The following is a 24,776-nucleotide window of genomic DNA, read 5'->3' on the forward strand; positions in this document are numbered from 1 at the left end:
GCCACCTCTTATTTTTTTATAGTAAATTAAGTACTTTTTCTACTTTGATTCCTTTATCTTGTAAAGAACGAAGGCGACTTACAACGTCCATAATTTCTTTGTCAAATGTAACGCTAATACCTTGGCTTTGTAGTTCTTCTTTTAAGCTTTCAATAGAATCATCTATGTCGATGCCAAGCTCGTAATCTTGACAAACTTCAATTGTCTTTTTCACGAGTTTAACATAATTTTCTTGTAGTTTTGAATTTGTTTCAGTCAAAGCAGGCTGCTTCGGTTTTGCAGGAGCAACCGGTGCTGTCTCTTGCTTTGTAACTGGAGTAGGGACTGCTTTTTTCACAGGCGCTGGAGTAACTAGTTCTACAGCTGCTTCTACGCTTACTGGCTTCGGTGTCGGTACCGGAGTAGGCTTAGGTGCCATAGCAGGTGTTTCCACACGCGTAACAGGCTTAGGAGCAGGTGTAATTGCTTTTGGAGCTTCTACAACTACTTCTTTTTTCGGTGCTGCTTCTACCTGTGTTTCTTCTTGCTCGGCAGCTTCTTTATTTTCTTTACTCCACATAACGCGTTCAATTTCTAGAGACACATTGTTTTTGTTCATCGCTGTTAATGTAACTTTACCAACTTCAGCGTTTCCAGTGAAATCAACAATTTTATAAATAACACTCTTGTTCCAATCCACGTTTCCGCTCAAAAATAATTCTTCGTTACATTTCGGCGTTAAGCCCTCGATTTTAATTTCTGCGTTTACACCGTTTTCACTATATACCATAATTAGCGAAGCATTTACATCTTCGTCTGCTAACATTAGTTCACGTACCATTTTGCCGGTGCGTACTTGCGTTTTCTTCTTAACTGACATCTAATTTCTCCTCTCAAAAATTCAGTAATAATAAAAAAATCGTATAACGAAAAATAATTGCTCACGAAGATTTATGATACCGATAATAAAAGCATCACGTCAACAATTAACTTTAATTATTTTGCATTTTTCTTATTTTCTTTATGAAATTTTTCAATTTGTAAAATTAGACAGAAGAAAAAACAGCCTTTTGAAGGGCTGTTAAAAATTTGATTTTTTATATAGTAATTTATATAAAATAAAAAATAAGATAGCAATTAAAGCATTTTGCCAAAAGTTTAGATGATAAATGAGGTAAGGTTGCTTTTGGAAATAAATATTTAAGAATACAGCGGAACAAAATGGAGTAGCAAATGCGAATCCAAATAGAATTCTTCTTTTCCAATTCATTTTCTGATTAAAGGAGTAACGCTTTAATAAATATAAAATAAATAGTATACCTAGTATAATTATTGAAACGGACAAAGTAGTTCCAAGGATGCTAAAAGGCGGACTTGATAATGTATTGTTTTTTTCAAAGAAAAACATAAAAAATGAAATAATTGCATTTATGCCAAACTGTATAGCAAGAAGTAAGCTAATAGAAAATCCAATTAAAGAGGCTTTTTCTAACTTTGTTTGAGTTGGTAAAGCTGATATAAGTTCATCGCAATAAGATTGTAAATTATCTCCGAAGATGTCATAAGCGTTTTTATTTTCTGCTTGTGCTTCGATGAGGTGATCTAATATTTCTAGTAACAGTTCTTCTATTTGTTGCTCGGGTACGTTTGATATTCGAAGATATACTAACATATCACCATAAGCAGCCTCGTTTTCGGAAGTTAGAAGCTCACGTTTTTTATTATTCAATTCAATCATGTCTTGTGCATTCATCCCTATCACTCCCTCTGTAATAAGTTATTTACCGTAGTAGAAACCATTCCCCAGCTTTGTTTAAATTCTTTAAGTTGTTCTAATCCTTTATCGGTTATGTGATAATATTTTCGCTTTGGACCGAGTGAGGAAGCTTTTAATGTGCCTTCGATCAATTTTTCTTTTTGCATACGTAATAATAACGGATAGATGCTTCCTTCGCTTACGAATGTAAAGCCATGTTTATTTAATTTTGTGCTCAGTTCATATCCGTACACTTCTTCTTGTGAAATGATGTATAGGATACAACCTTCTAGTACACCTTTTAACATTTGGCTGTGCATGATTTCACCACCTTTTACTCAGGTAACTTGCGTTGCAAGGTAGCTGTTATCCGGATTATAACATTCAGTAACTTGCAACGCAAGTTACTGAAGTGGAAAACTTTAATGAGTGTTAATTTTTCAATGTTTCCCATACTAACGAGAGGAGGGAAGCGTATGAAACCATTTATGCCAAAACTCGTGTACTTTGAACCGAAGGCACTTGAATATCCACTTGGAAAAGAGCTTTATGAGAAGTTTACGAAGATGGGATTAGAAATTCGTGAAACGACATCCCATAATCAAATTCGGAATTTGCCGGGTGAAAATGATTTACAAAAGTATCGTAATGCAAAAGCAACGCTTGTCGTTGGGGTGAGGAAGACATTAAAGTTTGATACTTCAAAACCGTCAGCTGAATATGCAATTCCGCTTGCAACAGGATGTATGGGACATTGTCATTATTGTTATTTGCAAACGACACTTGGGAGTAAGCCTTACGTTCGCGTGTATGTGAATCTTGATGAAATATTTGAGAAGGCACAGCAATATATGGATGAAAGAGCACCTGAAATCACAAGGTTTGAAGCTGCTTGTACATCAGATATCGTTGGGATTGATCATTTAACACATGCATTAAAGAGGGCGATTGAATTTATTGGAGAAAGTGAGCATGGGCGTTTGCGTTTCGTTACGAAATATTCGCACGTTGATCATTTGTTAGATGCAAAACATAATGGGAAAACGCGTTTCAGGTTTAGTATTAATTCACGGTATGTAATTAAAAATTTTGAACCAGGGACATCACCGTTTGAAGAAAGAATTGAAGCTGCTCGTAAAGTAGCAGGCGCGGGTTATCCACTTGGTTTTATAGTTGCGCCACTTTATATGCATGAAGGATGGGAAGAAGGATACCGTGAACTATTTGAGCGACTGTACAATGCGCTGAAGGATATGACGATACCAAATTTAACGTTTGAATTAATTCAGCATCGTTTTACAAAACCAGCGAAAAAGGTTATTCAAGAGCGTTATCCAAATACGAAGCTTGAAATGGATGAAGAGAAGCGGAAGTATAAATGGGGACGATATGGCATCGGAAAATATGTATATAAAAAGGATGATGCAGCAGTATTGGAAGAAACGATAAGAGGTTATATAAATGAGTTTTTTCCTAATGCAGAAATACAATATTTTACTTAAGGGGGGTCTGTATGCAAATACAGATTCTTTTTTGTTTTATATATTTAGGCTCGTTTTCAACTTGTCACGTTATTCTTTCTGGTGTATCATTTTATTGATTGCTTCGTACGGAATAAGCAAAATGAACTTGGATGGAGGAAACCGATGCCTACCCCTAGTATGGAAGATTATATTGAACAAATTTATTTGTTGATTGATGAAAAGGGTTACGCCCGCGTATCTGATATTGCTGAAGCGCTTAGTGTACATCCATCCTCTGTAACAAAAATGGTGCAAAAATTAGACAAAGATGAATATCTAATTTATGAAAAATATAGAGGGCTTGTATTAACAACAAAAGGTAAAAAAATCGGAGAACGTCTCGTATATCGTCATGACTTGCTAGAGCAATTTATGCGTATTATCGGTGTGGATGAAAGTAAAATTTACAATGATGTAGAAGGAATTGAACATCATTTAAGTTGGGAAGCGATTGATCGCATTGGTGATTTAGTGCAATACTTTGAACAAGATGCAGTCCGAGTGGAAACGCTTCGCGGTGTTCAAAGAGCAAATGAAGAGAAAAGTAATTAAGGGGAACGTATGGCGTTTCCTTTTTTATTTCAATTCGAAAAGGATGGGAGAATTATGAAAGCAATTATTTTTGATTTTGATGGATTAATTGTGGACACAGAAACGATATGGTTTCACTCTTTCAGAGATGCTGTTCGTGAATACGGCGGGGAACTACCTTTAGAGGAATTTGCGAAATGCATTGGAACAACAGATGAGGTACTTTATACATATTTAAATGATCAATTAAAAGAGAAGTTTAACAAAAGTGTATTAAAAGAAAAAGTGGCAACTTTACATAAAGAGAAAATGAGAATACCAGAAGCTCGTGACGGGGTAAAAGAATATTTAGAAGAAGCGAAAGAAATGGGATTAAAAATCGCACTAGCTTCTAGTTCTTCTAGAGAATGGGTTATTCATTTTTTAGAAGAGCTACAAATTCGAGAATATTTTGAAGTAATTAAAACGAGAGAAGATGTTGAGAAGGTAAAACCAGATCCAGCTCTTTATCGAGTTGCAATAGAAGAATTAGGAATTAAGCCATCTGAAGCTGTTGTATTTGAAGACTCATTAAATGGATTGAGAGCAGCAGTTGCAGCGGGATTAACGTGCGTTGTGGTACCTAATGATGTGACACGGAATTTACCGTTTGAAAATCATCATCTTCGAATTGAAAGTATGAGAGAGAAAAGTTTAAAAGAAGTGCTTCAAAGTATAAAAAAAGACCGTATTTCCTAAAAGGAAGCACGGTCTTTCTTTTTGCTTTTTTTGCCTTCAATGACAGTTAAATGAGACTGTTTTCTTTTTCGTTTCAAAGTGGAAGAATTCCCTTTTTTACTTTTGTCATTAGAAGTATTTGACTTAAAGAAAGAATTGCCTAGGGGTGCTACATTTTGTTTCCCATGTTTGCGGTTCGATTGTTTTGCCGCACGCTTATATGAGCTTTGCGAATTTGCGGAACCACTGGAATTTGTAAACATCTTGTATAGCAAGTAAAAGATACCGACAACAAGTAACATGTACCCGATATTTCTTAATACACCCATGGGATTTGTAATAACAGATGAAACAAGGCCGAATATTGCCAATCCGATAATAAGCACAAATATAGCGAAAGTAAACGAACGACCGTTCATAAGGGACACCTCCTAAAAACATATATTGAAATTAGTATATTAACGATGAGGAAAGGAGTTGAACACCATTTTTAAATAATTATTGTTTGTTCTCTAAACGTAATAATTCTTCAAACGATGCAATTGCTACTTCCACTTGATCATCTGTTGGTTCTTTCGTTGTTAATAGTTGTAGCCATAATCCAGGATATCCAAGTACGCGTAATACGGGAATATCTCGTAATCGATTTGTAAATTGCAATACTTCAAAAGAAATACCAAGTACAACTGGAATTAATAAAATCCTGTTTATAACTCGTGCCCAAAGAGGATCTGTAGGGACTAGGAAATAAACGAACATTCCAATAATGACTGTAAATATAATAAAGCTACTGCCGCATCTATAATGGAGACGAGTTTGCTTTTGAACGTTTTCTACAGTCAGAGGAAGGTTATTCTCGTAAGCATTGATTACCTTATGCTCTGCACCGTGATACTGAAATACCCGCTTAATAAGTGGGGTTAAAGAAATAAAGTATATATAGCTCAATAATAGCATGAGCTTAATGACACTTTCGACAATGATTTGCCCAGTATGAGATGGGAAAATCGGTCTCGTTAATTCAGCTAATAGTGCAGGAACTGCTGTGAAAATGACTTTACCGAATATAAAAGATAAAACGCCAACAGCTGCAACTCCTAATACCATCGTTAATTTTGATTGTTCTTCTTTTTTATTTGCAATTTGTTCATCATCTTCTGGGTGGACGTCAAATCGTTCTGAAGCGAAGTTTAAATGCTTTGCTCCATTCGCACTTGCATCCACAATAGCGGCAATCCCTCGTAAAAATGGAATTTTTTTTAGGGTAGATAGTACTTTATTACGAACGCGTGGTAATCGATAAAATTCAATCGATTTATCTTTACGACGAACCGCTGTAACAGTATATTCTCTACCGCCAAACATAACTCCTTCTATGACCGCTTGCCCGCCATATATTTGTTTTGACTCTTCTGCCATGTTAACACCAACCTGTATTTGTTTCTCTCTTATGTAGAAAAAGAGGCAATTGTCATACTGGGTTCTGTCGTTTTGAAATAAGACAATCACCGAGTTTCCTTTATTTTATCGGCAAATACAAGTAGATGACAAGGGAAAATGTTATGAGAGTCGGACATTTCTTATTCTTTTTATAGACAAATTTCGCAGGATTTAAACATGCTTCAAAATAGTTTCGGGCATACTATTGAGCGGAGGTGTCGATGTGAGTCAAGAACAATTAGGAACAAGGAATTTTGTGCAGATTGGTTTGTTTGGTGGAATCTTTTGGGGCGGGATCTGGTATTTCCTTCATATATTTTCATTCACGGAGGCGGGACCGAATTATTTCCTTTTACCATTTGCGTTTGGAAGTTGGAAAGAGGGTGTATGGGGCAATGTGTTCGGAATAGTGTGTATGGGACTTCTTTCAATTTTGATCGCCTTTTTGTATAAAGCATTTTTTGCGAAGTTTGAAGGGATTATAGCGGGAATTATTTATGGGCTATTTTGGTGGGCACTACTGTTTTTGGGGATGGGTTTAATGGCTCCTGTTATTAAAAGTGCGCTCCATTTACCAAAAGAGACAATTGTGACGACAATATGTATTTTTATATTGTATGGTGTGTTTATAGCATATTCTGTTTCTTACGCAGTAAATAGCAATAAAGCAGAACAAGAAGGGCAAGAGAAGACGAACTATTCAAATAAGTAACTCCTATGTTAAAATATTGTATAGATATTTAATATTAAGGAGTTTTAAGAATATGAAAAAGTTACTCCTCGTAAACGGTCCTAACCTAAATCGCCTCGGTGTTCGTGAGGTAAATGTATATGGAAAGGGCACGCTAGCGACACTTGAAGCAGATATGAAGCAAGAAGCAGAAACAATGGGAGTGGAGTTAGAATGTTTCCAATCGAATCATGAAGGTGCCATTATCGACATTATTCATGAAGCGGAAGATATATATGAAGGGATCATTTTAAATCCGGGAGCATTTACGCATTATAGCTATGCGATTCGTGATGCCATTGCGAGCATTTCGATTCCTGTTATTGAAGTACATATTTCTAACATTCATCAGCGTGAATCGTTCCGTCATGAATCTGTGACGGCAGCTGTTTGTGCAGGTCAAATTGTAGGATTTGGTTTTTATGGCTATAAGTTAGCGTTATTTGCATTAATGGAGAAATTGAGGGAGGCATAAAGTAATGGAGAAAATTGAAAGATTACGAAGTGCATTTGATGAGGCTGGCATTGACGGTATTTTGTTAACAAATGAACATAGTCGTAGATATATGGCTAACTTCACAGGAACAGCAGGCGTTGTTCTTATTTCAAAAGATCGTGCTCAATTTATTACAGATTTCCGTTACGTCGAGCAGGCAAGTAAACAAGCGGTTGGATATGAGGTTGTACAGCACGCAGGATTGATCATTGATGAAGTGGCAAAGCAAGTGAAAGAGCTTGGAATTCAAAAACTTGGTTTTGAGCAAGATACTCTTACATATAGTTCTTATTCAGTGCATAAGGAAGCGATTGATGCTGAATTTATCCCGACTTCTGGACTTGTAGAAAAGTTACGCTTGATAAAGACTGATTCAGAGATTAAGATATTAAAGGAAGCTGCACAGATTGCAGATGCTGCCTTTGAGCATATTCTATCATTCATTCGCCCGGGAGTATCTGAAATTGAAGTGTCAAATGAACTTGAATTTTTCATGAGAAAACAAGGAGCAACATCTTCTTCGTTTGATATTATCGTTGCTTCAGGTCTTCGTTCGGCATTACCGCACGGCGTGGCATCTGAAAAAGTGATAGAAACAGGAGATTTCGTTACATTAGACTTCGGCGCTTATTACAAAGGATATTGTTCTGATATTACTCGTACGATTGCAGTCGGTGAACCATCTGATAAATTAAAAGAAATTTATAATATCGTTTTAGAAGCACAATTACGTGGTGTGAACGGTATTAAAGCTGGTTTAACAGGTCGCGAGGCTGATGCGCTAACGCGTGACTACATAACGGAAAAAGGATATGGTGAATACTTTGGACACTCTACTGGTCATGGAATAGGTCTTGAAATCCATGAAGCACCAGGTTTAGCGTTCCGTTCTGATACAGTACTTGAACCAGGTATGGCTGTAACAGTAGAGCCAGGTATTTATATTCCAGGTATTGGCGGCGTACGTATTGAAGATGATATCATTGTGACAAGTGAAGGTAATGAAGTAATTACGAAATCACCAAAAGAACTTATTATTTTGTAATACACAGGAGGATTTTTTTACATGATTTCAGTAAACGATTTTCGTACAGGTTTAACAATTTCAGTGGACAATGCCCTTTGGCAAGTACTTGATTTCCAACACGTAAAGCCAGGTAAAGGTGCTGCATTCGTTCGTTCTAAACTACGTAATCTTCGCACAGGTTCTGTTCAAGAGAAAACATTCCGTGCAGGTGAGAAAGTAGAAAAAGCACACATCGAAAACCGTCGTATGCAATACTTATACGCAAGCGGTGAGGCTCATGTATTTATGGATAACGGAACTTATGAGCAAATCGAACTTGGTGAAAAACAAATCGAGCGCGAGCTTAAATTCCTAAAAGAAAACATGGAAGTAGCAATTATGACTTACCAAGGCGAAGTACTTGGTGTTGAACTTCCAAACACAGTTGAATTACAAGTTACAGAAACAGAGCCTGGTATTAAAGGTGATACTGCTTCTAACGTAACAAAACCAGCTACATTAGAAACTGGTCTTGTTGTACAAGTACCAATCTTCATTAACGAAGGCGAAATGCTTATCATCAACACTGGTGAAGGTAAATACGTTTCTCGTGCATAGTAAAAAAGCACTCGTGATAATTCACGAGTGCTTTTTTTATAGGAAATAGGGTAGATAGTAAATAGCTGTTATTATAAAACTGACTAAAACAAGTGAAAGAGTACCCATAATAGATGGAGTCAAAACAATTTGAAATGGTTTTATTTCGCCAGTCTCAACGCCAGTTAATGTTTTACTTATTGCGTGATCTGTAATGTTATTTCTATGGTTACTCATAATAATTAACCACATAATTGCAAATATTGCTAAACTACCAAGGAAAAAGGTCTCTATAAATGACCAACCGACTAATAATGAAAAAAGATAAATAAGAGCTAATTCTACTACAACGGTTAAACTAATTTTCAATGCCTTCATATTTTTCCTCCTCATTTTGTAATTTCAACCAGTTTAAAAAATTTTTACGTGACACGACATGCAGAGAGCAAGGTGACTTTACTTCTTTCTCTAGTGCAGCGTGTTCGTCTGGAAACTTGTTTTCCACATGCAATGAAATATAAGGTAGTTTTTCTTGTGCTTTTAGTGAGCGGATATTATTCGTTTTAGCACCAGCAAATACGTAGGAAAGTTGTAAGTCTAAAAAGGCGATTTTAAAGATTTCTTTTTTAGCAGCCTCGTTATAGCCTTTTCCCCAGTACGGATAGCCGAGCCAACTACCAATGTGAGATTGCTTTTTTTCATTATTAATATGTTTAAGTGTGGTGAGGCCAATTATTTCATTTTCTTCATTCACAATCATTCTCGATAAGGATTTCTTTTGACGCTCTTCTTCTATTGCGAAAAGAAGAAATGTTTTCGTGTCTTCGATGTTTTCTACCGTTATTCCCAATGCATTTTTTATATGTGGATCACTTGATAGCTCGAAAATCACATTTGTATGGCATAAATCTAGTGGTAATAAAGTGACGTGTTGCATGGTTTAAACCTCTTTTAAACTAAATATACCATAATATACCATGAAATAATATGAATATTCAGATTGTAATTCGGAATTTAGAGAAAAATTATGTTTTTACTTCTGAAATAGACAACCTCTGCATATGGTTGTACAAATATATTCTTTTTTAGAATACGAAGTTAGTAACTGTTACGGGAGAAGGTGGAAGAATGAAACAGTGGCTAGCGGCAATGGAAACATCCGTGCTTGTTATGGGGGCACTTCGATTATTTTCAGGTAGTGCGGAGATATTTGCTGCTTTGCTTATGCTTTATGTGAATGATGCGAAGAAAGCGTTGTTTATAAATGGTATGTTGGCGTTTGTTGGACCTACCGTATTAATTTTAACAATGACAATTGGGATAGCGAGTGTAGCAAGTGAAATTTCTTTCTTGAAGCTCTTTTTTCTAGCGCTTGGAATTTGCTGTATTTTTATCGCATTACTGAAATAGTAAGTCGAGTATAGTGGGGAGAAGCCGATGAAAGAGGTATTAGAAGTTTTACCAAAAACGATGAAGTACTTAATTGAAGAATGTAAGCAATACGATGCTTTAGAGGAAATTCGTGTTCGAATTGGAAGGCCGCTAGAGTGTATTGCACACGGAAAGGTGTTTTTTTATGACTATATCACTACTGCAGAGGATGCTATTTACTTATTGAATAAGTTAAGTCAATTCTCAATTTATACGATGGAAGAGGAATTAAAACGTGGGTATGTGACGCTTCGCGGAGGGCATAGAATCGGGTTAGCAGGAAAAGTCATTACAGAAAAAAGCGCAGTGAAAATGATTCGTGATGTCTCTTCCTTTAATATTCGTATTGCTCGTCAAAAAATAGGGATTGCTGAACCGCTTTTGCCATATTTGTATGAAAAAAGGTGGTTAAACACGATGGTAATTGGCCCTCCCCAAACGGGAAAAACGACACTCTTAAGAGATGTAGCACGTTGCATGAGTCAAGGGGTAAGTGCTTCGGAAATTCCTTCCTGTAAAGTGGGGATCGTTGATGAACGGTCAGAAATTGCTGGTTGTGTGAAAGGGATCCCGCAATATGATTTTGGTACCCGAGTCGATGTGTTAGACGCATGTCCAAAGGCAGAAGGAATGATGATGATGATTCGTTCTATGAGTCCTGATATTTTGATCGTAGATGAAATTGGCCGTAAAGAAGATAGTGAAGCAATTATGGAGGCAGTGCATGCAGGTGTCCAGCTTTTTATAAGCGCACACGGATTTTCCTATGAGGATGTTGTGAGACGTCCATCGCTCAAGGCAGTGCTAGAGCTTGGTATATTTGATAGGTTTGTGGAGTTGTCAAAAGCGAGGGGTCCAGGAACGGTTATGCAGGTGAAAGATAAATATGGAAAACCAGTGTTATCAAATAGAAAGGCTGAGGGCGTATGGTGAAAATATTTGGTGCAGTGTTAATCGTTGCGGTCAGCACCTTTTTCGGGTTTTCGTACGCTAAAAGATACAGTGAGAGACCGAGGCAACTTAGGTTATTAAAATCAGCACTTCAATCATTAGAGGCAGAAATTATGTATGGACACACACCTTTATCTGAGGCTGCCGAGCGATTAGTTAAACAAATGCCAAAGCCATTAAATTGGATATTTCAAAGTTTCGCTAAAAAACTAGAAAGTGGAGAACAAACAGTAAGGGAAGCTTGGATAGATAGTTTGAAAGAGAATTGGAAGTTGACGGCTTTTCAACAAACCGAGTATGAAATACTGCAGCAATTTGGTGAAACGCTAGGGCAACATGATCGTGAATCACAACAAAAACATATTCGCTTATGTATTACACATTTGGAGAGAGAAGAAGAGGAAGCGAAAGCTTTACAACTGCAATACGAAAAAATGATTAAGAGCTTAGGGGTACTAGCAGGGCTACTTATTGTAATTTTACTGCTATAGGGGGGAGAAAGGCGATGTCCATTGATGTTGGATTAATATTTCAAATCGCCGGAATCGGCATTGTTTTAGCTTTCATTCATACTGTACTAAAAGAATTGAAGCGTGAGGATATTGCAAATTGGGTTATCCTTGTCGGTTTTGTCGTCATTTTATTTCATGTTGCATTTTTAATTAATACGCTATTCGACAAGATTAAAAGTGTCTTTCTCTTCCAGTAAAGGAGGCGGTTCGAATCGAAATTATACAAATTGTCGGATTAGGCCTCGTTGCTACGTTTTTAGCTGCTGTTTTGAACCAGCATAAATCTAGTATTACATCTTTATTTATTGTGTTCGTAGGTAGCGTGATGTTTCTTATTTTAATCGATCAAATTCATTCTATTTTACAAATGATTGAGAGAGTTGCGAGTGAAGCGAAAGTTAGTAACGTCTACGTGGAAACGTTACTAAAGATTATTGGAATTGCTTATATTGCCGAGTTTGGAGCTCAAATTACAAAAGATGCTGGTCAAGGTGCCATCGCTTCGAAAATTGAACTTGCTGGGAAAATCTTAATTCTCGTTATGGCAATTCCTATTTTGACGGTTGTAATTGAAACTATTCTCGGATTTTTACCGACGGGATAAGGGGGAGTGAATGTTGAGGAGGTTTGGAGCTAAGCTGCTATTTGCTTGCTTCCTTTTCTTTTCTTTACCAGTTGTTGTACAAGCTTCTCCTGTAGAAACAAACGTCGTTGATCAACAATTGGATAAGCTCGGAATTGAAGATGTGAAGCAATTTTGGGACGGGCTTGTTACAAAATATGGAGGCTATTTGCCAGAGAGTCAAAAAGGGAGTTTTATGGAGTTTGTAAAGGGAGAAAAAGAATTCTCTCTAAAAGAGTGGATGATAGGGTTATTAAAATATTTATTTCATGAGCTTGCAGCTAATGGAAAACTGCTTGGCACACTCATTATGCTCACAATCTTTAGTGCATTGTTGCAATCACTGCAATCCGCTTTTTCAAAAAGTAGTGTAAGTAAAATTGCTGATGCTGTTGTATATATGGTACTTATTATTTTTGCTTTAAATAGTTTTTATGTCGTTATGACATATGCAAGAGAAACGATACAAACAATGGTAGATTTCATATTAGCGCTATTGCCAATTTTATTGGCGCTTATAGCGACTGGTGGCGGGGTTGTATCTGTATCTTTCTTTCATCCGATTATCATTTTCTTAATGAATACAAGCGGGCTTCTTATGAATTATATCGTTCTACCGCTTTTATTACTGGCAACGATATTAAGTATTGTAAGTACAATGAGTGATCAATATAAAGTGACGAAATTGTCCAAGCTTCTGCAAAACGTTAGCGTTGGGATTATCGGTATCTTTTTAACGATTTTTTTAGGGGTATTATCTGTACAAGGAACAGCAACAGCCGTTGCTGATGGAATAGCTGTGAAAACTGCTAAATTTGTAACAGGGAACTTCATTCCAGTAGTCGGAAGGATGTTTACAGAAGCGGCAGATACTGTTATTAGCGCATCAGGATTATTGAAAAACACAGTCGGAATTATTGGGCTCGTCATTTTATGTTTAATTGTTGCTTTTCCAGCGATTCAAATTTTCTGTATCGCATTTATTTATAAATTCGCAGCAGCAGTATTGCAACCGGTTGGCGGCGGAGCAATTATTCAATGCTTAGACATTATTGGACGAAGCATCATTTACGTATTTGCTTGCTTAGCTATCGTATCATTTATGTTCTTTTTAAGTATTACAATTATTATTGCTGCGGGGAATATTACACTTATGATGCGGTAGGAGGTGAAGAGTATGCAATTTGTTACAGAGTGGATCAGAAATATTATCGTTTTTTTGCTCTTAGCGACAATGCTTCATCTTATTCTTCCAAATTCGAATTTGCAAAAATACGTTAAATTCGTTGTAAGTCTTTTGTTAGTCGTATTAATTTTAACACCTCTTTTTAAACTATTGCAGACAGATGTAAATGAAGTAATTGCAAATTTTAATGAAGAAAAGTACGTAGCAGAAGGATCTGTAAAAAATTCAATAGATTCGAAGAAAAAAGAAATACAAGCTCTAACACGTGCATATAGTTTAGAAGAGATGGCTACCAAAATGAAAAAAGAAGTAGGAAAAGAGTTTGAGAAACAGTATGGTATGTCAGTCTCTGAAATACAAATAGTCGCAGCGGAAAGCACAGCGGAAGTAAAGTCAGCGAAAGATATTCAATCTGTTGTTGTGACGTTAAAAGAAAAAGAACGTAGTAAAAATGATGCAATCGAAACAGTAAAACCAGTTGAAATTAACACGAAAGAACCACCGAAAAAAGTAGAGGAAACGAATGTAGAAATGAAAGACTTCTTTTCAAGCAGGTGGCAACTAGAGAATAAACAAATCCAAGTTCAAATGGAAGGGAGGACAGGTAGAGTAAATGGACAATAAAGATAAAAATTCGAAGTTCTCATTTTTTCGAAACTTATTGAATGGAGATGAAAAAGAAAGTAATGAGAAGGGAAGAAAGGTAACACCTAAGTTCTTACTTGTCCTACTCATACTTGGAATGTTGCTTATGTTTTCTAGTAGTTTTTTTTCAAGTGAAAAAGAAGAAGTACCTGTATTTAAAGAACAAAAAACTCAAAACCAGGAAAAAGATGTACCAACTTTTGGACAAAAAAATAATGATAATATGTCAAATGTAGAAAAATATGAAAAAGCGTATGAACAAGAATTAAAAACTGCTTTAGAAGAAATAGCAGGAGTAAAAGACGTAACAATTAAAGTGAATTTGGATTCATCTGAAGAAAAAATTTTAGAAAAAAATACAGTGAAACGCTCACAAACAACAGGTGAAACAGATAAAACAGGCGGTAAGAGAGAAGTAGAGGACGAGTCTCTTGATGAAAAGACTGTCATTATACGTGAAGGGGATAAAGAAACTCCTGTTGTTTTACGAACAGAGAAGCCGAAAGTACGTGGTGTTCTTGTCGTAGCAAAGGGAGTGGATAATATACAAGTTAAAGCAATGGTAAAAGAAGCTGTGATAAGGCTGCTAGATGTACCGGCCCATCGCGTTTCAGTTTCACCGAAAAATTGATAGGGAGGAAATAAAGTGTTAAAAAAACAAACAGTTTGGCTATTAACGATGTTAAGTTTAGTTGTTGTACTATCTGTGTATTACGTGACAACTCCTGACAAAATGAATACAGCATCGCCAGCAACAGGTGAAAAGATTGGACAAGAAAAACAAGGTACTGATAAAGCAGTAACAAACGAAGCGCCTAAAGAAACTCCGAAAAAAGAAAATACAAGCAAAGAAACAACAAATAAAGAAACAGACAAAAAAGAAAATGCAAAAAAAGAAACAAGTAAAAAAGAGGGCAATGTATCAGTTCAATCAAGTGATGAGAATTTCACAGCTTTACGTATGCAAATGGAAGATCAGCGTAGTGAAGAGAAAGCAAAATTACAAGAAGTGATGAATTCTTCGAAATCTTCAGCGACAGAAAAGAGTAAAGCGAAAGATAACTTTGATGCAATCACTACAATGGAAACGAAGCAAGAATTACTTGAGACAGTAATTAAATCTCAAGGAGGATATCCAGATGCTCTTGTAAGAGCTGATGGCACTGATATTAGAGTAACGGTTAAAGCGGCAAAACATTCACAGAAAGAAGCAAATAAAATTATTCAACTTGTAAGAAGTGAAGGCGGATCAAAAGATGTAGGTGTGAAATTTGATCCACCAGCGAAATAAGTGAAACTTTAATCCGTAGGGATTTCCCTGCGGATTATTATCTTTTACTAAGCAAAGGGTATGCAAATAGTAAAAAGAGTATGTAAGTACGTGTGAATAGAAAAAAGCTATCATTTTCGATAGCTTTTTTCTATTTCGTCTTTGTAATTATTTTTACTATGTTCAACTCGGAACGGAGAAATACGTTGTGAGTAAAAGATTAGTGGTTCATGGTACTGATGATTACTTTTTCCGGATTTGACGTGGATGAAAAGAACGCATGCCCAAACGATTACAGCAGGTAAAAAGAGAATGAGCCATATCATATTTCCACACCTCGACACAATATATTTTCTACACTTTGAACATACTATTCTTATATGAAGGAATGATGAACGGCGTGTAAACAAAAAAATAATATTTGGTAAAAATATGTTATTGACTATAGGTGTGGTGAAGAGTGGAGAGGGAATGGCATGTTTGCTGTGTAACGTTTTGAAAAAGTAGTGAATGTTTTTTTAGAAGTGGTCTTGCCAATTTCATGTGAAACTTGGTATTATTACTAGGTATTAAATTTTTTATTGGAATAATATTTTTACAGGAATTTCGATTTATTATAAAGAAATATAAATTGGAATGTTTAAAAAATTTATCGTAAGATGGAAATAGTAAATATTTCTATTAGTTAATGAAATATATTTTCTAATAGAGTACATCGTATTTTTACAGTCAATCTAGTTTTCGTGACGAGAATCTGTAAAAACGGGACAAACAAGAGTATGGGAGTGGATTTTACATGTTTAAAATTCAAGAAGTTCGCGAATTAATTAAATTAATTGATAGCTCTAATATTGATGAATTTGAATACAAAAAAGACGGTACAACAATCAAAATGAAAAAGCGTGGTAATGAAGTTGTTGCTGTGCAAGCACCTGCAGCAAAACAAGCTATGCAACCAGTAGCGCCTGTTGAAGTTGAAACGAAAGTAGCAGCAGCACAAGCAGAAGCACCAAAACAAGAAGAGAAGAAGGCTGTTCAAAATGAAAACCTACATAAAATCACATCACCGATGGTAGGTACATTCTATTCTTCTTCTTCGCCTGATACCCCTCCATATGTAAGTGTTGGGGATAGAGTATCGAAAGATTCTATCGTATGTATTGTCGAGGCTATGAAGTTATTTAACGAAATTGATGCTGATGTAGAGGGCGAAATTGTTGAAATTCTTGTTAATAACGGACAACTTGTTGAGTATGGACAACCGCTATTTCTTGTAAAAGCGTAATAAGGGAGTCTTTGTGATGATAAAAAAAGTATTAATAGCCAATCGTGGGGAAATTGCTGTACGAATTATTCGTGCTTGTAAAGAAATGGATATTGAAACAGTTGCAATTTATTCAGAAGCAGATAAAGAGTCACTTCACGTACAGATTGCAGACGAGGCGTATTGTGTAGGACCAACGATTTCGAAAGAAAGCTATTTAAATTTGACAAACATTATTAGCGTTGCGAAGTTAACAGGCTGCGATGCTATTCATCCGGGATACGGATTTTTAGCAGAGAATGCAGATTTCGCAGAGTTATGCCGTGAATGTAACTTGATTTTTATCGGTCCAAGTCCAGAAGCTATTTCAAAGATGGGCACAAAAGACGTTGCTCGTGATACAATGAAAGAAGCAGGGGTTCCGATTGTACCAGGTTCACAAGGGATTATTAAAAATACCGAAGAAGCGATCGAGCTTGCTAATCAAATTGGATATCCAGTTATTATTAAAGCGACTGCAGGTGGCGGCGGAAAAGGTATTCGTGTTGCACGCCATGAAGAAGAGCTTATAAAAGGAATTCAAATTACACAGCAAGAAGCTAGTACCGCTTTTGGGAACCCTGGTGTATACTTAGAAAAGTACGTTGAAGATTTCCGCCATGTTGAGATTCAAATAATGGCAGATACACACGGAAATGCCATTCATTTAGGAGAGCGTGATTGTACAATTCAGCGCCGTTTGCAAAAACTATTAGAAGAAAGTCCATCACCTGCACTTGATGAAGATATTCGCAAGCAGATGGGTGAAGCGGCAGTTAAAGCGGCGGTAGCGGTTGATTATACAGGTGCTGGTACGGTTGAGTTTATTTATGAATATAAAACGAAAACCTTTTATTTCATGGAGATGAATACGAGAATTCAGGTTGAGCATCCGGTTACTGAAATGGTAACGGGAATGGACTTAATTAAAGAGCAAATTCTTGTTGCTTCAGGAGAAAAGTTATCGTTACAGCAAGAAGAAGTACAATTTAATGGTTGGGCAATTGAATGTCGAATTAATGCGGAAAACCCTGCCAAAAAATTTATGCCATCTCCAGGTAAAGTAGAAATGTATTTACCACCAGGAGGATTTGGTATTCGCGTCGATTCAGCTGTATATCCGGGATATTCAATCCCACCTTTCTATGATTCGATGGTTGCTAAATTAATTGTTCACGGAAAAACACGTGAAGAGGCAATTGCAAAAATGAAGCGCGCACTTAGTGAATTTGTCATTGAAGGCGTACATACAACAATCCCGTTCCATTTGCAATTGCTAGATCATCCTGATTTTGTAAAAGGTGAGTTTAATACGAAATTTTTGGAAGAGCATGAACTTGTGACGCAGTGATACATTAAAGGAGGTTTTTTTCATGGCTGAACATATGTTAGATATGGGTCAAGATACAACTCTTGGTAAAGTAGAAATTGCACCAGAAGTAATTGAAGTAATTGCAGGTATTGCAGCTGCTGAAGTAGAAGGTGTAGCGGCAATGCGCGGTAATTTTGCTACAGATGTTGTTGAGAAGTTAGGTAAGAAAAATCATGGTAAAGGTGTAAAGGTTGAATTAGCAAACGAAGATATTATCGTTGACCTTTATGTTGTAATGTATTTTGGTGTAGCAATTCCAGTTGTTGCACAAAAGATTCAAGACAATATTCGCCAAGCACTCTTTACAATGACAGGACTTGAGCCAAAAGAAGTGAATGTTCACATCGTTGGCGTAACATTCGAAACACAAAAAACAGAAATCGAACCAGTGTAAGAATGAAAAGGTGCCTAGTAACATAGGCATCTTTTTTATCGTTTCATTTCTTCACAAATTACAACCCTCTAATTATTATACTATTTCAAAAAATAAGAAATAAACAAGAAAATGTGTCGTTTTTCCAAAAAACGTACATTGTGATAAGATATGGAACTTGAAGTTAATCTTTTTATTATTTTTCAGCCTTGTAACCCGTGTGTGAAACGATAAATTGTGTTATTATCATTGTATTATAAGGTTGGAAAATCAATGAAAACTGTAAGAGTAAGTGAATTGACGGCTTATAAATTATAATAATATAACAAAGTATAAGGAAAGACTTGAAGCATAAAGGAGAGTTACAATGAAACGTAGGACGGCTAGAGAAAGAGCAATGCAAGCATTATACCAAATGGATATTACAGGTGAATTAGAACCGAAAGTAGCAGTGGAAAACACGCTAGATGAAGGCGAAGAAACAAATGAGTTTCTAGAGTCACTTGTAGTAGGTTTTGTAGAAAATAAAGAAGCAATCGATGAAGCGATTCGTCAAAATTTAAAAAAGTGGAAGCTTGAGCGTATTAGTATTGTTGATCGCAGTATTTTACGTGTAGCTGTGTATGAAATGAAATACATGGAAGAAATTCCACACAACGTAACAATTAACGAAGCAATTGAAATTGCTAAAACATTTGGGGATGAGGAATCTCGTCGTTTTATTAACGGCGTTTTATCTAATATAAAAGATACACTGTAAATTCTTTAAGGGGGAATCTTAAAATGGTAGCAGTAATCATCAAAGGAAATGAAGTTGCGGAGAAAAAACGAGCACAATTAACAGAAGAAGTTGTGAAGTTGAAAGAGCAAGGTATTGTACCAGGATTAGCAGTTATTTTAGTTGGAGAAGATCCAGCATCTCGTTCTTATGTGAAAGGAAAAGAAAAAGGCTGTGAACAAGTAGGGATTTACTCAGAGCTAATTGAACTTCCTGAAACAATTACTGAGGAACGTTTGCTTGCTGAAATCGATCGCTTAAATGGCGATGACCGTATTAATGGTATATTAGTGCAATTACCTTTACCAAAACATATTGAAGAAAAAGCTATCATTGAAAGAATTTCACCAGAAAAGGATGTAGACGGATTTCACCCAATCAGCGTGGGACGCATGATGACGGGACAAGATACATTCCTTCCATGTACACCGCATGGTATTGTAGAATTAGTAAAAGAAACAAATCTTGATATTTCTGGAAAACATGTAGTAGTAATTGGAAGAAGTAATATTGTCGGTAAACCAGTGGGGCAATTGTTTTTAAATGAAAATGCAACTGTCACATATTGTCATTCTAAGACGCAAAATATGAAAGAGTTATCGAAGTTAGCTGATATTTTAATCGTAGCTGTTGGACGACCTAAAATGATAACAGCGGATTATATTAAAGAAGGAGCGGTTGTAATTGACGTTGGTGTTAACCGTTTAGAAACAGGAAAACTTTGTGGTGATGTTGACTTTGACAACGTGTTAGATGTTGCGGGTTACATTACACCTGTTCCAAAGGGTGTTGGTCCAATGACAATCACAATGCTTCTTCATAATACTGTTGAATCTGCCAAACGTGCAGGTGTCGTTTGTAAATAATTTGATTCGGCTATGAGGAGAGAGAAATGGAGAAGCAATATTTAACCGTTACAGCGTTAACACGCTATATAAAAACAAAAATAGAATATGATCCGCATTTGCAGTCTGTTTGGTTAAAAGGTGAAATTTCCAACTTTAAAAATCATAGCCGTGGCCACATGTATTTTACATTGAAAGATGAAAATGCAAGAATCGCAGCGGTTATGTTTGCGGGCCATAATCGTAATATTAAATTCAAACCTGAAAATGGGATGAAGGTACTCGTGAAAGGAAAAATCTCTGTTTACGAGGCGAGTGGTTCTTATCAAATTTATATTCAAGACATGCAGCCTGACGGAGTCGGAAATTTACATTTAGCGTACGAACAGTTAAAAGTTCGTTTAGAAGAGGAAGGACTTTTTTCTCAAGTTTATAAAAAAGCGATTCCTCCTTACGCTAAAACAATAGGTGTGATTACGTCGCCAACAGGAGCAGCGATTCGTGATATTATAACAACGATTAAACGTCGTTATCCAATTGGGAATGTTATTGTATTTCCGGTACTTGTACAAGGGGAGTCAGCGGCTCCCTCGATTGTACAAGCGATTCGTACAGCGAATGAAATGGGAGAGATAGATGTACTAATCGTTGGTCGTGGTGGAGGTTCTATTGAGGAATTATGGGCTTTCAATGAGGAAATGGTTGCAAGAGCAATCTTTAAGAGTGAAATTCCTATTATTTCGGCAGTAGGCCATGAAACAGATTTTACAATTGCAGATTTTGTTGCAGATTTACGCGCGCCAACACCGACCGCAGCAGCTGAGTTGGCAGCACCTAACATTATAGAGTTACAAGAAAAGGTATTACAAAGAACTCTGAGATTGCAAAGAGCAATGAGAGAGTTAGTACATAAAAAAGAAGAAAAACTACAAGTGTTGCAAAAATCGTATGCGTTCCGTTATCCAAGACAAGTATATGAGCAAAAGGAAGAGCAATTAGATAGAGCGCTAGAACAGCTTGTTTTAGCGAAAGAGCGCTATATTGATAAAAAGGTGAATCAGTTAAAGCAACTTTCATTTTATTTAGAGAAGCACCACCCATCTCAAAAAATTATGCAAACGAAGGTAGCTGTGGAAACGTTGCAAAAGCAATTACAACGTGAAATGCAAACGTTACTTCAAACGAAAGAATTTGCCTTTGTAAGAGCTGCTCAAAAACTTGAAGCGTTAAGTCCGCTTAAAGTAATGATGAGAGGGTACGGGCTTGTATATGATGAAGAGAAGCAAGTGTTAAAAAGTGTGAAAGATGTAAGCCTTGGAGATGCTGTTTCAGTTCAATTACAAGATGGAATACTAGATTGTAGCGTATCAGGCATAGAGGAGCGTGAATTGAATAATGGAAAATAAATTAAGCTTTGAAGAGGCAATTTCGCAACTTGAGCATCTTGTTTCTAAGCTAGAACAAGGTGACGTACCTTTAGAAGAAGCGATTTCTTATTTTAAAGAAGGTATGGAATTATCTAAGCTTTGTGATGAGAAGCTGAAGAATGTACAAGAACAAATGGCAGTTATTCTTGGGGAAGATGGAGAGCTTGAACCGTTTACTGCTTTAGGAGATGAAGCATAGTGACGATTGCTTTTGATACTTTTTTGAAAGAAAGTAAAACTTTCGTAGAAGAAAAACTTGTAAGCTATGCAAATGGATTACAATGTCCAAATGTACTTCGTGAAGCGATGGCATATTCTTTGGAAGCGGGTGGAAAACGTCTCCGCCCGTTACTTTTGTTTGCAACATTACAAGCGTTTGGGAAAGAAAGAAATCTTGGAGTAGGTGCAGCTTGTGCTCTTGAAATGATTCATACATATTCGTTAGTTCATGATGATTTACCTTGTATGGATGATGATGATTTAAGAAGAGGAAAGCCCACAAATCACAAAGTATTTGGTGAAGCGATGGCAGTTTTAGCAGGAGATGGCTTATTGACATACGCTTTTCAAGTTATTATGGCATATGAGCAAAAAGAAATTTCTGCTGAAAAAAAAGTAAGACTTGTACTTGAACTCGCAAAAGCAGCAGGACCAGAAGGAATGGTTGGCGGACAAGTGGCAGATATGGAAGCGGAAGGGAAACGCCTTACGATTGATGAATTGGAGTACATCCATAAACATAAGACCGGAAAACTACTTGAATTTGCTGTACTTGCGGGTGCGATACTTTCTGATGCGACAGAAGAGCAAGAAGAAAAGTTGCTTACGTTTGCCAAATATATCGGTCTAGCTTTCCAAATTCGAGATGATATTTTAGATGTCGAAGGAACTGAAGAAGAGATTGGAAAACCGATTGGTAGTGATCTTTCGAATGAAAAGAGCACATATACGACGTTGTTTACTGTAGATAGAGCAAAGGATATTTTAGAAGAAACAATTGCAGAAGCAAAAGGTGCGATTAGCTCCTTGCAATTACAAGATGAATATTTACTATCTATTTGCGATTTGATTGCAAAACGTAATAACTAATATAACAGCGTTTTCATTTGTTGAGTCATTCATCATTTTATGATATAAATGTAGGAAAAGGTTTTTCTTTTCTTGTTATTGGCAAAAATATATGTAGATTACATTGCCGTTATCACTTCGTGTTAGCGGCTATTTTTTTCATCGCCTGAAGAAATATGGTTTATAATAGGATTAAGGCGCAATAGACTGGTTAATAGCGGGACAAGACGAAAAATAGAAAAGAGAATTTCTTGTTTTGTGTAAATGTTTTTTATAATATTTGACATGTTGACAGATTATGAAATGAAAGTGAGTGATCCATGTGGATCTAACGCAAATTCAAAACCCTAGTTTTTTGAAAGATATGTCTATCAGTGAACTAGAGGGATTGAGTGAGGATATTCGTAAGTTTTTAATTGAAGAGCTCTCTCAAACAGGTGGACATATTGCACCTAATTTAGGTGTAGTAGAACTCACAATTGCTCTGCACAAATTATTTGATAGCCCGCAAGATAAATTTTTATGGGATGTAGGACATCAATCCTATGTACATAAAATTTTAACTGGACGCGCGAAAGAGTTTGGTACATTAAGGCAATATCAAGGTCTATGTGGTTTCCCGAAACGTTGTGAGAGTGAGCACGATGTATGGGAAACTGGTCATAGCTCGACTTCGTTATCGGCTGCAATGGGAATGGCTCTGGCACGTGATTTAAAGAAAACGAAAGAATATGTTATACCAATTATTGGAGATGGTGCTTTAACAGGCGGAATGGCTTTAGAGGCATTGAACCATATTGGACATGAAAAAACAGACATGATTGTTATTTTGAATGATAATGAAATGTCAATTGCACCAAACGTTGGTGCGCTTCATAATGTGCTCGGTCGTTTACGTACCGCAGGAAAATATCACTGGGTAAAAGATGAATTAGAGTATATATTAAAGAAAATCCCAGCAGTTGGCGGGAAAGTGGCTGCGACAGCAGAGAAAATAAAAGATAGTCTTAAATATTTACTAGTATCTGGTGTCTTTTTCGAAGAGTTAGGCTTTACATATTTAGGTCCAGTCGATGGGCATGATTATGAAAAGTTATTCGAAACGTTGCAATATGCAAAGAAAACAAAAGGCCCAGTACTCGTTCACGTTATTACGAAAAAAGGAAAAGGTTATAAACCGGCTGAGAGTGACGTTATTGGAACTTGGCATGGAACAGGACCTTATAAAATTGAATCAGGTGACTTCGTTAAGCCGAAAGAAGTTGCACCAGCATGGAGTGCTGTCGTTAGTGAAACAGTACTTAAGCTAGCGAGAGCAGATGAGCGTATCGTAGCAATTACACCTGCAATGCCTGTTGGATCAAAACTTGAGAAATTCCAAAAAGAATTCCCAGATCGTATGATTGATGTAGGTATTGCAGAACAGCATGCTACAACAATGGCAGCAGGTATGGCAACGCAAGGAATGAAGCCATTCTTAGCGATTTATTCAACATTTTTACAAAGAGCATATGACCAAGTTGTTCATGATATATGCCGCCAAAATTTAAATGTTTTCATCGGAATAGATCGTTCGGGATTAGTAGGAGCAGATGGTGAAACGCATCAAGGCGTATTTGATATCTCATTCTTACGTCACTTGCCGAATATGGTGCTTATGATGCCGAAAGATGAAAATGAAGGGCAACATTTAGTTTATACGGCGATGCAATATGAAGATGGACCAATCGCATTGCGTTATGCGCGCGGTAATGGACTTGGCGTTCATATGGATGAAGAATTAAAGGCGATTCCAATCGGTACGTGGGAGACGTTAAAAGAGGGTACACAAGCAGCTATTTTAACGTTTGGTACGACAATACCAATGGCAATGGAAGCAGCTGAGCGTCTTGAAAAAGCTGGGGTTTCAGTGAAAGTAGTGAATGCTCGCTTTATTAAACCAATGGATGAAGCATATTTACATGATCTTCTAGGAAAGAATATACCGATTTTAACGATTGAAGAAGCTTGTTTAATCGGTGGTTTTGGAACAGGAGTAGTTGAATTTGCATCTGAAAATGGTTACCATAGTGCATTAGTTGAACGAATGGGTATTCCAGATCGCTTCATAGAGCACGGGAGTGTAACAAAATTATTAGAAGAAATTGGTTTAACGACAGATGCTGTTGTAGACCGTATTCATACAATGATTCCATCAAAACAAAAAAGGGCGTAACAA

Annotated in this window: 33 protein-coding genes; 25 read left to right on the forward strand and 8 right to left on the reverse strand. The window is 36.5% G+C overall.

Going from position 1 to position 24,776, the window contains the following annotated elements:
- Window positions 1-16 precede the first annotated feature (16 nt).
- The 3 genes from ACTFRU_RS15180 to ACTFRU_RS15190 form a co-directional block, all read right to left on the reverse strand.
- Window positions 17-859, reverse strand: a complete 843-nt coding sequence (locus ACTFRU_RS15180; RefSeq protein ID WP_000111900.1) for a hypothetical protein — start codon at window positions 857-859, stop codon at window positions 17-19.
- Window positions 860-1,060: 201 nt separating this feature from the next.
- Window positions 1,061-1,732, reverse strand: a complete 672-nt coding sequence (locus tag ACTFRU_RS15185; RefSeq protein ID WP_440037707.1) for a DUF1129 family protein — start codon at window positions 1,730-1,732, stop codon at window positions 1,061-1,063.
- A 5-nt stretch (window positions 1,733-1,737) separates the two neighbouring features.
- Window positions 1,738-2,055: a PadR family transcriptional regulator gene (locus tag ACTFRU_RS15190; RefSeq protein ID WP_000556079.1), complete on the reverse strand. Its 318-nt coding sequence runs from the start codon at window positions 2,053-2,055 to the stop codon at window positions 1,738-1,740.
- A gap of 156 nt (window positions 2,056-2,211) precedes the next feature.
- Here ACTFRU_RS15190 and splB point away from each other — a divergent pair, with 156 nt between their 5' ends.
- From splB to ACTFRU_RS15205, 3 genes are all read left to right on the forward strand, one after another.
- On the forward strand, window positions 2,212-3,237 hold the full coding sequence (gene splB / locus ACTFRU_RS15195) for a spore photoproduct lyase (RefSeq protein ID WP_000802121.1): 1,026 nt from the start codon (window positions 2,212-2,214) through the stop codon (window positions 3,235-3,237).
- 144 nt (window positions 3,238-3,381) lie between these two features.
- Entirely contained in the window at window positions 3,382-3,810 is a 429-nt protein-coding gene (gene mntR / locus ACTFRU_RS15200) for a transcriptional regulator MntR (RefSeq protein WP_001143084.1), read from the forward strand.
- A 54-nt stretch (window positions 3,811-3,864) separates the two neighbouring features.
- Window positions 3,865-4,527: an HAD family hydrolase gene (locus tag ACTFRU_RS15205; RefSeq protein WP_025687934.1), complete on the forward strand. Its 663-nt coding sequence runs from the start codon at window positions 3,865-3,867 to the stop codon at window positions 4,525-4,527.
- On the opposite strand, the gene ACTFRU_RS15210 is transcribed toward ACTFRU_RS15205, so the two are convergent.
- The gene (locus ACTFRU_RS15210) at window positions 4,524-4,925 is read right to left on the reverse strand and encodes an SA1362 family protein (RefSeq protein ID WP_001014463.1); all 402 of its coding nucleotides are present in this window, start codon (window positions 4,923-4,925) and stop codon (window positions 4,524-4,526) included. The genes ACTFRU_RS15205 and ACTFRU_RS15210 overlap by 4 nt on opposite strands.
- A 79-nt stretch (window positions 4,926-5,004) precedes the next feature.
- The gene (locus ACTFRU_RS15215; RefSeq protein ID WP_000807121.1) at window positions 5,005-5,925 is read right to left on the reverse strand and encodes a DUF1385 domain-containing protein; all 921 of its coding nucleotides are present in this window, start codon (window positions 5,923-5,925) and stop codon (window positions 5,005-5,007) included.
- Window positions 5,926-6,169: 244 nt separating this feature from the next.
- Between ACTFRU_RS15215 and ACTFRU_RS15220 the strand changes: the two genes are divergently transcribed.
- From ACTFRU_RS15220 to efp, 4 genes are read left to right on the forward strand one after another with little or no spacing between them, the layout of a single operon-like run.
- A complete protein-coding gene (locus ACTFRU_RS15220) occupies window positions 6,170-6,658 on the forward strand; it encodes a YqhR family membrane protein (protein WP_000076881.1) in 489 nt (162 codons plus the stop codon).
- Window positions 6,659-6,710: 52 nt separating this feature from the next.
- Window positions 6,711-7,151 carry a type II 3-dehydroquinate dehydratase gene (gene aroQ, locus ACTFRU_RS15225; RefSeq protein WP_000735140.1) on the forward strand — a complete coding sequence of 147 codons (441 nt, stop codon included), beginning with the start codon at window positions 6,711-6,713 and terminating at the stop codon, window positions 7,149-7,151.
- Between the two features lie 4 nt (window positions 7,152-7,155).
- Window positions 7,156-8,217, forward strand: a complete 1,062-nt coding sequence (gene pepQ, locus ACTFRU_RS15230) for a Xaa-Pro dipeptidase (RefSeq protein ID WP_000411040.1) — start codon at window positions 7,156-7,158, stop codon at window positions 8,215-8,217.
- Window positions 8,218-8,238: 21 nt separating this feature from the next.
- The gene (gene efp, locus ACTFRU_RS15235) at window positions 8,239-8,796 is read left to right on the forward strand and encodes an elongation factor P (RefSeq protein WP_000626516.1); all 558 of its coding nucleotides are present in this window, start codon (window positions 8,239-8,241) and stop codon (window positions 8,794-8,796) included.
- A 36-nt stretch (window positions 8,797-8,832) separates the two neighbouring features.
- On the opposite strand, the gene ACTFRU_RS15240 is transcribed toward efp, so the two are convergent.
- Together ACTFRU_RS15240 and ACTFRU_RS15245 are read right to left on the reverse strand one after the other, a co-directional pair.
- Entirely contained in the window at window positions 8,833-9,153 is a 321-nt protein-coding gene (locus ACTFRU_RS15240; RefSeq protein ID WP_000645571.1) for a hypothetical protein, read from the reverse strand.
- Window positions 9,134-9,712, reverse strand: a complete 579-nt coding sequence (locus ACTFRU_RS15245) for a GNAT family N-acetyltransferase (protein WP_001164981.1) — start codon at window positions 9,710-9,712, stop codon at window positions 9,134-9,136. The genes ACTFRU_RS15240 and ACTFRU_RS15245 overlap by 20 nt, the downstream gene beginning before the upstream one ends.
- 191 nt (window positions 9,713-9,903) lie before the next feature.
- Here ACTFRU_RS15245 and ACTFRU_RS15250 point away from each other — a divergent pair, with 191 nt between their 5' ends.
- The 9 genes from ACTFRU_RS15250 to ACTFRU_RS15290 are packed head-to-tail and all read left to right on the forward strand — an operon-like array spanning window position 9,904 to window position 15,413.
- On the forward strand, window positions 9,904-10,185 hold the full coding sequence (locus ACTFRU_RS15250; protein WP_000816050.1) for a YqhV family protein: 282 nt from the start codon (window positions 9,904-9,906) through the stop codon (window positions 10,183-10,185).
- A 27-nt stretch (window positions 10,186-10,212) separates the two neighbouring features.
- Window positions 10,213-11,139, forward strand: a complete 927-nt coding sequence (gene spoIIIAA / locus ACTFRU_RS15255; RefSeq protein ID WP_000665905.1) for a stage III sporulation protein AA — start codon at window positions 10,213-10,215, stop codon at window positions 11,137-11,139.
- Entirely contained in the window at window positions 11,133-11,648 is a 516-nt protein-coding gene (spoIIIAB, locus tag ACTFRU_RS15260) for a stage III sporulation protein SpoIIIAB (protein WP_000238702.1), read from the forward strand. The genes spoIIIAA and spoIIIAB overlap by 7 nt, the downstream gene beginning before the upstream one ends.
- A 14-nt stretch (window positions 11,649-11,662) precedes the next feature.
- Window positions 11,663-11,866: a stage III sporulation protein AC gene (gene spoIIIAC, locus ACTFRU_RS15265; RefSeq protein ID WP_000020914.1), complete on the forward strand. Its 204-nt coding sequence runs from the start codon at window positions 11,663-11,665 to the stop codon at window positions 11,864-11,866.
- Window positions 11,867-11,889: 23 nt separating this feature from the next.
- On the forward strand, window positions 11,890-12,273 hold the full coding sequence (gene spoIIIAD / locus ACTFRU_RS15270; protein WP_077393170.1) for a stage III sporulation protein AD: 384 nt from the start codon (window positions 11,890-11,892) through the stop codon (window positions 12,271-12,273).
- 10 nt (window positions 12,274-12,283) lie between these two features.
- Window positions 12,284-13,456, forward strand: coding sequence for a stage III sporulation protein AE (gene spoIIIAE / locus ACTFRU_RS15275; protein ID WP_000946110.1), 1,173 nt, complete (start codon window positions 12,284-12,286; stop codon window positions 13,454-13,456).
- Between the two features lie 12 nt (window positions 13,457-13,468).
- Entirely contained in the window at window positions 13,469-14,101 is a 633-nt protein-coding gene (spoIIIAF, locus tag ACTFRU_RS15280) for a stage III sporulation protein AF (RefSeq protein ID WP_001161052.1), read from the forward strand.
- Window positions 14,091-14,753, forward strand: coding sequence for a stage III sporulation protein AG (gene spoIIIAG / locus ACTFRU_RS15285; protein ID WP_368935512.1), 663 nt, complete (start codon window positions 14,091-14,093; stop codon window positions 14,751-14,753). Before spoIIIAF ends, spoIIIAG begins: the two co-directional genes overlap by 11 nt.
- Before the next feature lie 15 nt (window positions 14,754-14,768).
- Window positions 14,769-15,413, forward strand: coding sequence for a SpoIIIAH-like family protein (locus ACTFRU_RS15290; RefSeq protein WP_000914709.1), 645 nt, complete (start codon window positions 14,769-14,771; stop codon window positions 15,411-15,413).
- Between the two features lie 110 nt (window positions 15,414-15,523).
- Here ACTFRU_RS15290 and ACTFRU_RS15295 read toward each other — a convergent pair whose 3' ends face one another.
- A complete protein-coding gene (locus ACTFRU_RS15295; RefSeq protein ID WP_000638000.1) occupies window positions 15,524-15,718 on the reverse strand; it encodes a hypothetical protein in 195 nt (64 codons plus the stop codon).
- A 470-nt stretch (window positions 15,719-16,188) separates the two neighbouring features.
- Between ACTFRU_RS15295 and accB the strand changes: the two genes are divergently transcribed.
- The 9 genes from accB (at window position 16,189) to dxs (ending at window position 24,773) form a co-directional block, all read left to right on the forward strand.
- Window positions 16,189-16,677 (forward strand): acetyl-CoA carboxylase biotin carboxyl carrier protein, encoded by a 489-nt coding sequence (gene accB, locus ACTFRU_RS15300; RefSeq protein WP_000472859.1) that lies wholly within the window; start codon window positions 16,189-16,191, stop codon window positions 16,675-16,677.
- Between the two features lie 16 nt (window positions 16,678-16,693).
- Window positions 16,694-18,046, forward strand: a complete 1,353-nt coding sequence (accC, locus tag ACTFRU_RS15305) for an acetyl-CoA carboxylase biotin carboxylase subunit (RefSeq protein ID WP_000592870.1) — start codon at window positions 16,694-16,696, stop codon at window positions 18,044-18,046.
- 22 nt (window positions 18,047-18,068) lie between these two features.
- The gene (locus ACTFRU_RS15310) at window positions 18,069-18,461 is read left to right on the forward strand and encodes an Asp23/Gls24 family envelope stress response protein (RefSeq protein ID WP_000807630.1); all 393 of its coding nucleotides are present in this window, start codon (window positions 18,069-18,071) and stop codon (window positions 18,459-18,461) included.
- A 346-nt stretch (window positions 18,462-18,807) separates the two neighbouring features.
- Window positions 18,808-19,200, forward strand: coding sequence for a N utilization substance protein NusB (gene nusB / locus ACTFRU_RS15315; protein ID WP_000830247.1), 393 nt, complete (start codon window positions 18,808-18,810; stop codon window positions 19,198-19,200).
- 23 nt (window positions 19,201-19,223) lie between these two features.
- Window positions 19,224-20,084 carry a bifunctional methylenetetrahydrofolate dehydrogenase/methenyltetrahydrofolate cyclohydrolase FolD gene (gene folD, locus ACTFRU_RS15320; protein WP_000226732.1) on the forward strand — a complete coding sequence of 287 codons (861 nt, stop codon included), beginning with the start codon at window positions 19,224-19,226 and terminating at the stop codon, window positions 20,082-20,084.
- 26 nt (window positions 20,085-20,110) lie between these two features.
- On the forward strand, window positions 20,111-21,469 hold the full coding sequence (gene xseA, locus ACTFRU_RS15325) for an exodeoxyribonuclease VII large subunit (RefSeq protein ID WP_000415249.1): 1,359 nt from the start codon (window positions 20,111-20,113) through the stop codon (window positions 21,467-21,469).
- The gene (gene xseB, locus ACTFRU_RS15330; RefSeq protein ID WP_000428423.1) at window positions 21,459-21,689 is read left to right on the forward strand and encodes an exodeoxyribonuclease VII small subunit; all 231 of its coding nucleotides are present in this window, start codon (window positions 21,459-21,461) and stop codon (window positions 21,687-21,689) included. Before xseA ends, xseB begins: the two co-directional genes overlap by 11 nt.
- Window positions 21,689-22,579, forward strand: coding sequence for a (2E,6E)-farnesyl diphosphate synthase (ispA, locus tag ACTFRU_RS15335; RefSeq protein ID WP_000150380.1), 891 nt, complete (start codon window positions 21,689-21,691; stop codon window positions 22,577-22,579). Before xseB ends, ispA begins: the two co-directional genes overlap by 1 nt.
- Window positions 22,580-22,880: 301 nt before the next feature.
- Entirely contained in the window at window positions 22,881-24,773 is a 1,893-nt protein-coding gene (gene dxs / locus ACTFRU_RS15340; RefSeq protein WP_000366452.1) for a 1-deoxy-D-xylulose-5-phosphate synthase, read from the forward strand.
- Window positions 24,774-24,776: the final 3 nt, after the last annotated feature.

The organism is Bacillus cereus group sp. MYBK220-1 (genome assembly GCF_051916445.1).
Lineage (GTDB): Bacteria > Bacillota > Bacilli > Bacillales > Bacillaceae_G > Bacillus_A > Bacillus_A cereus.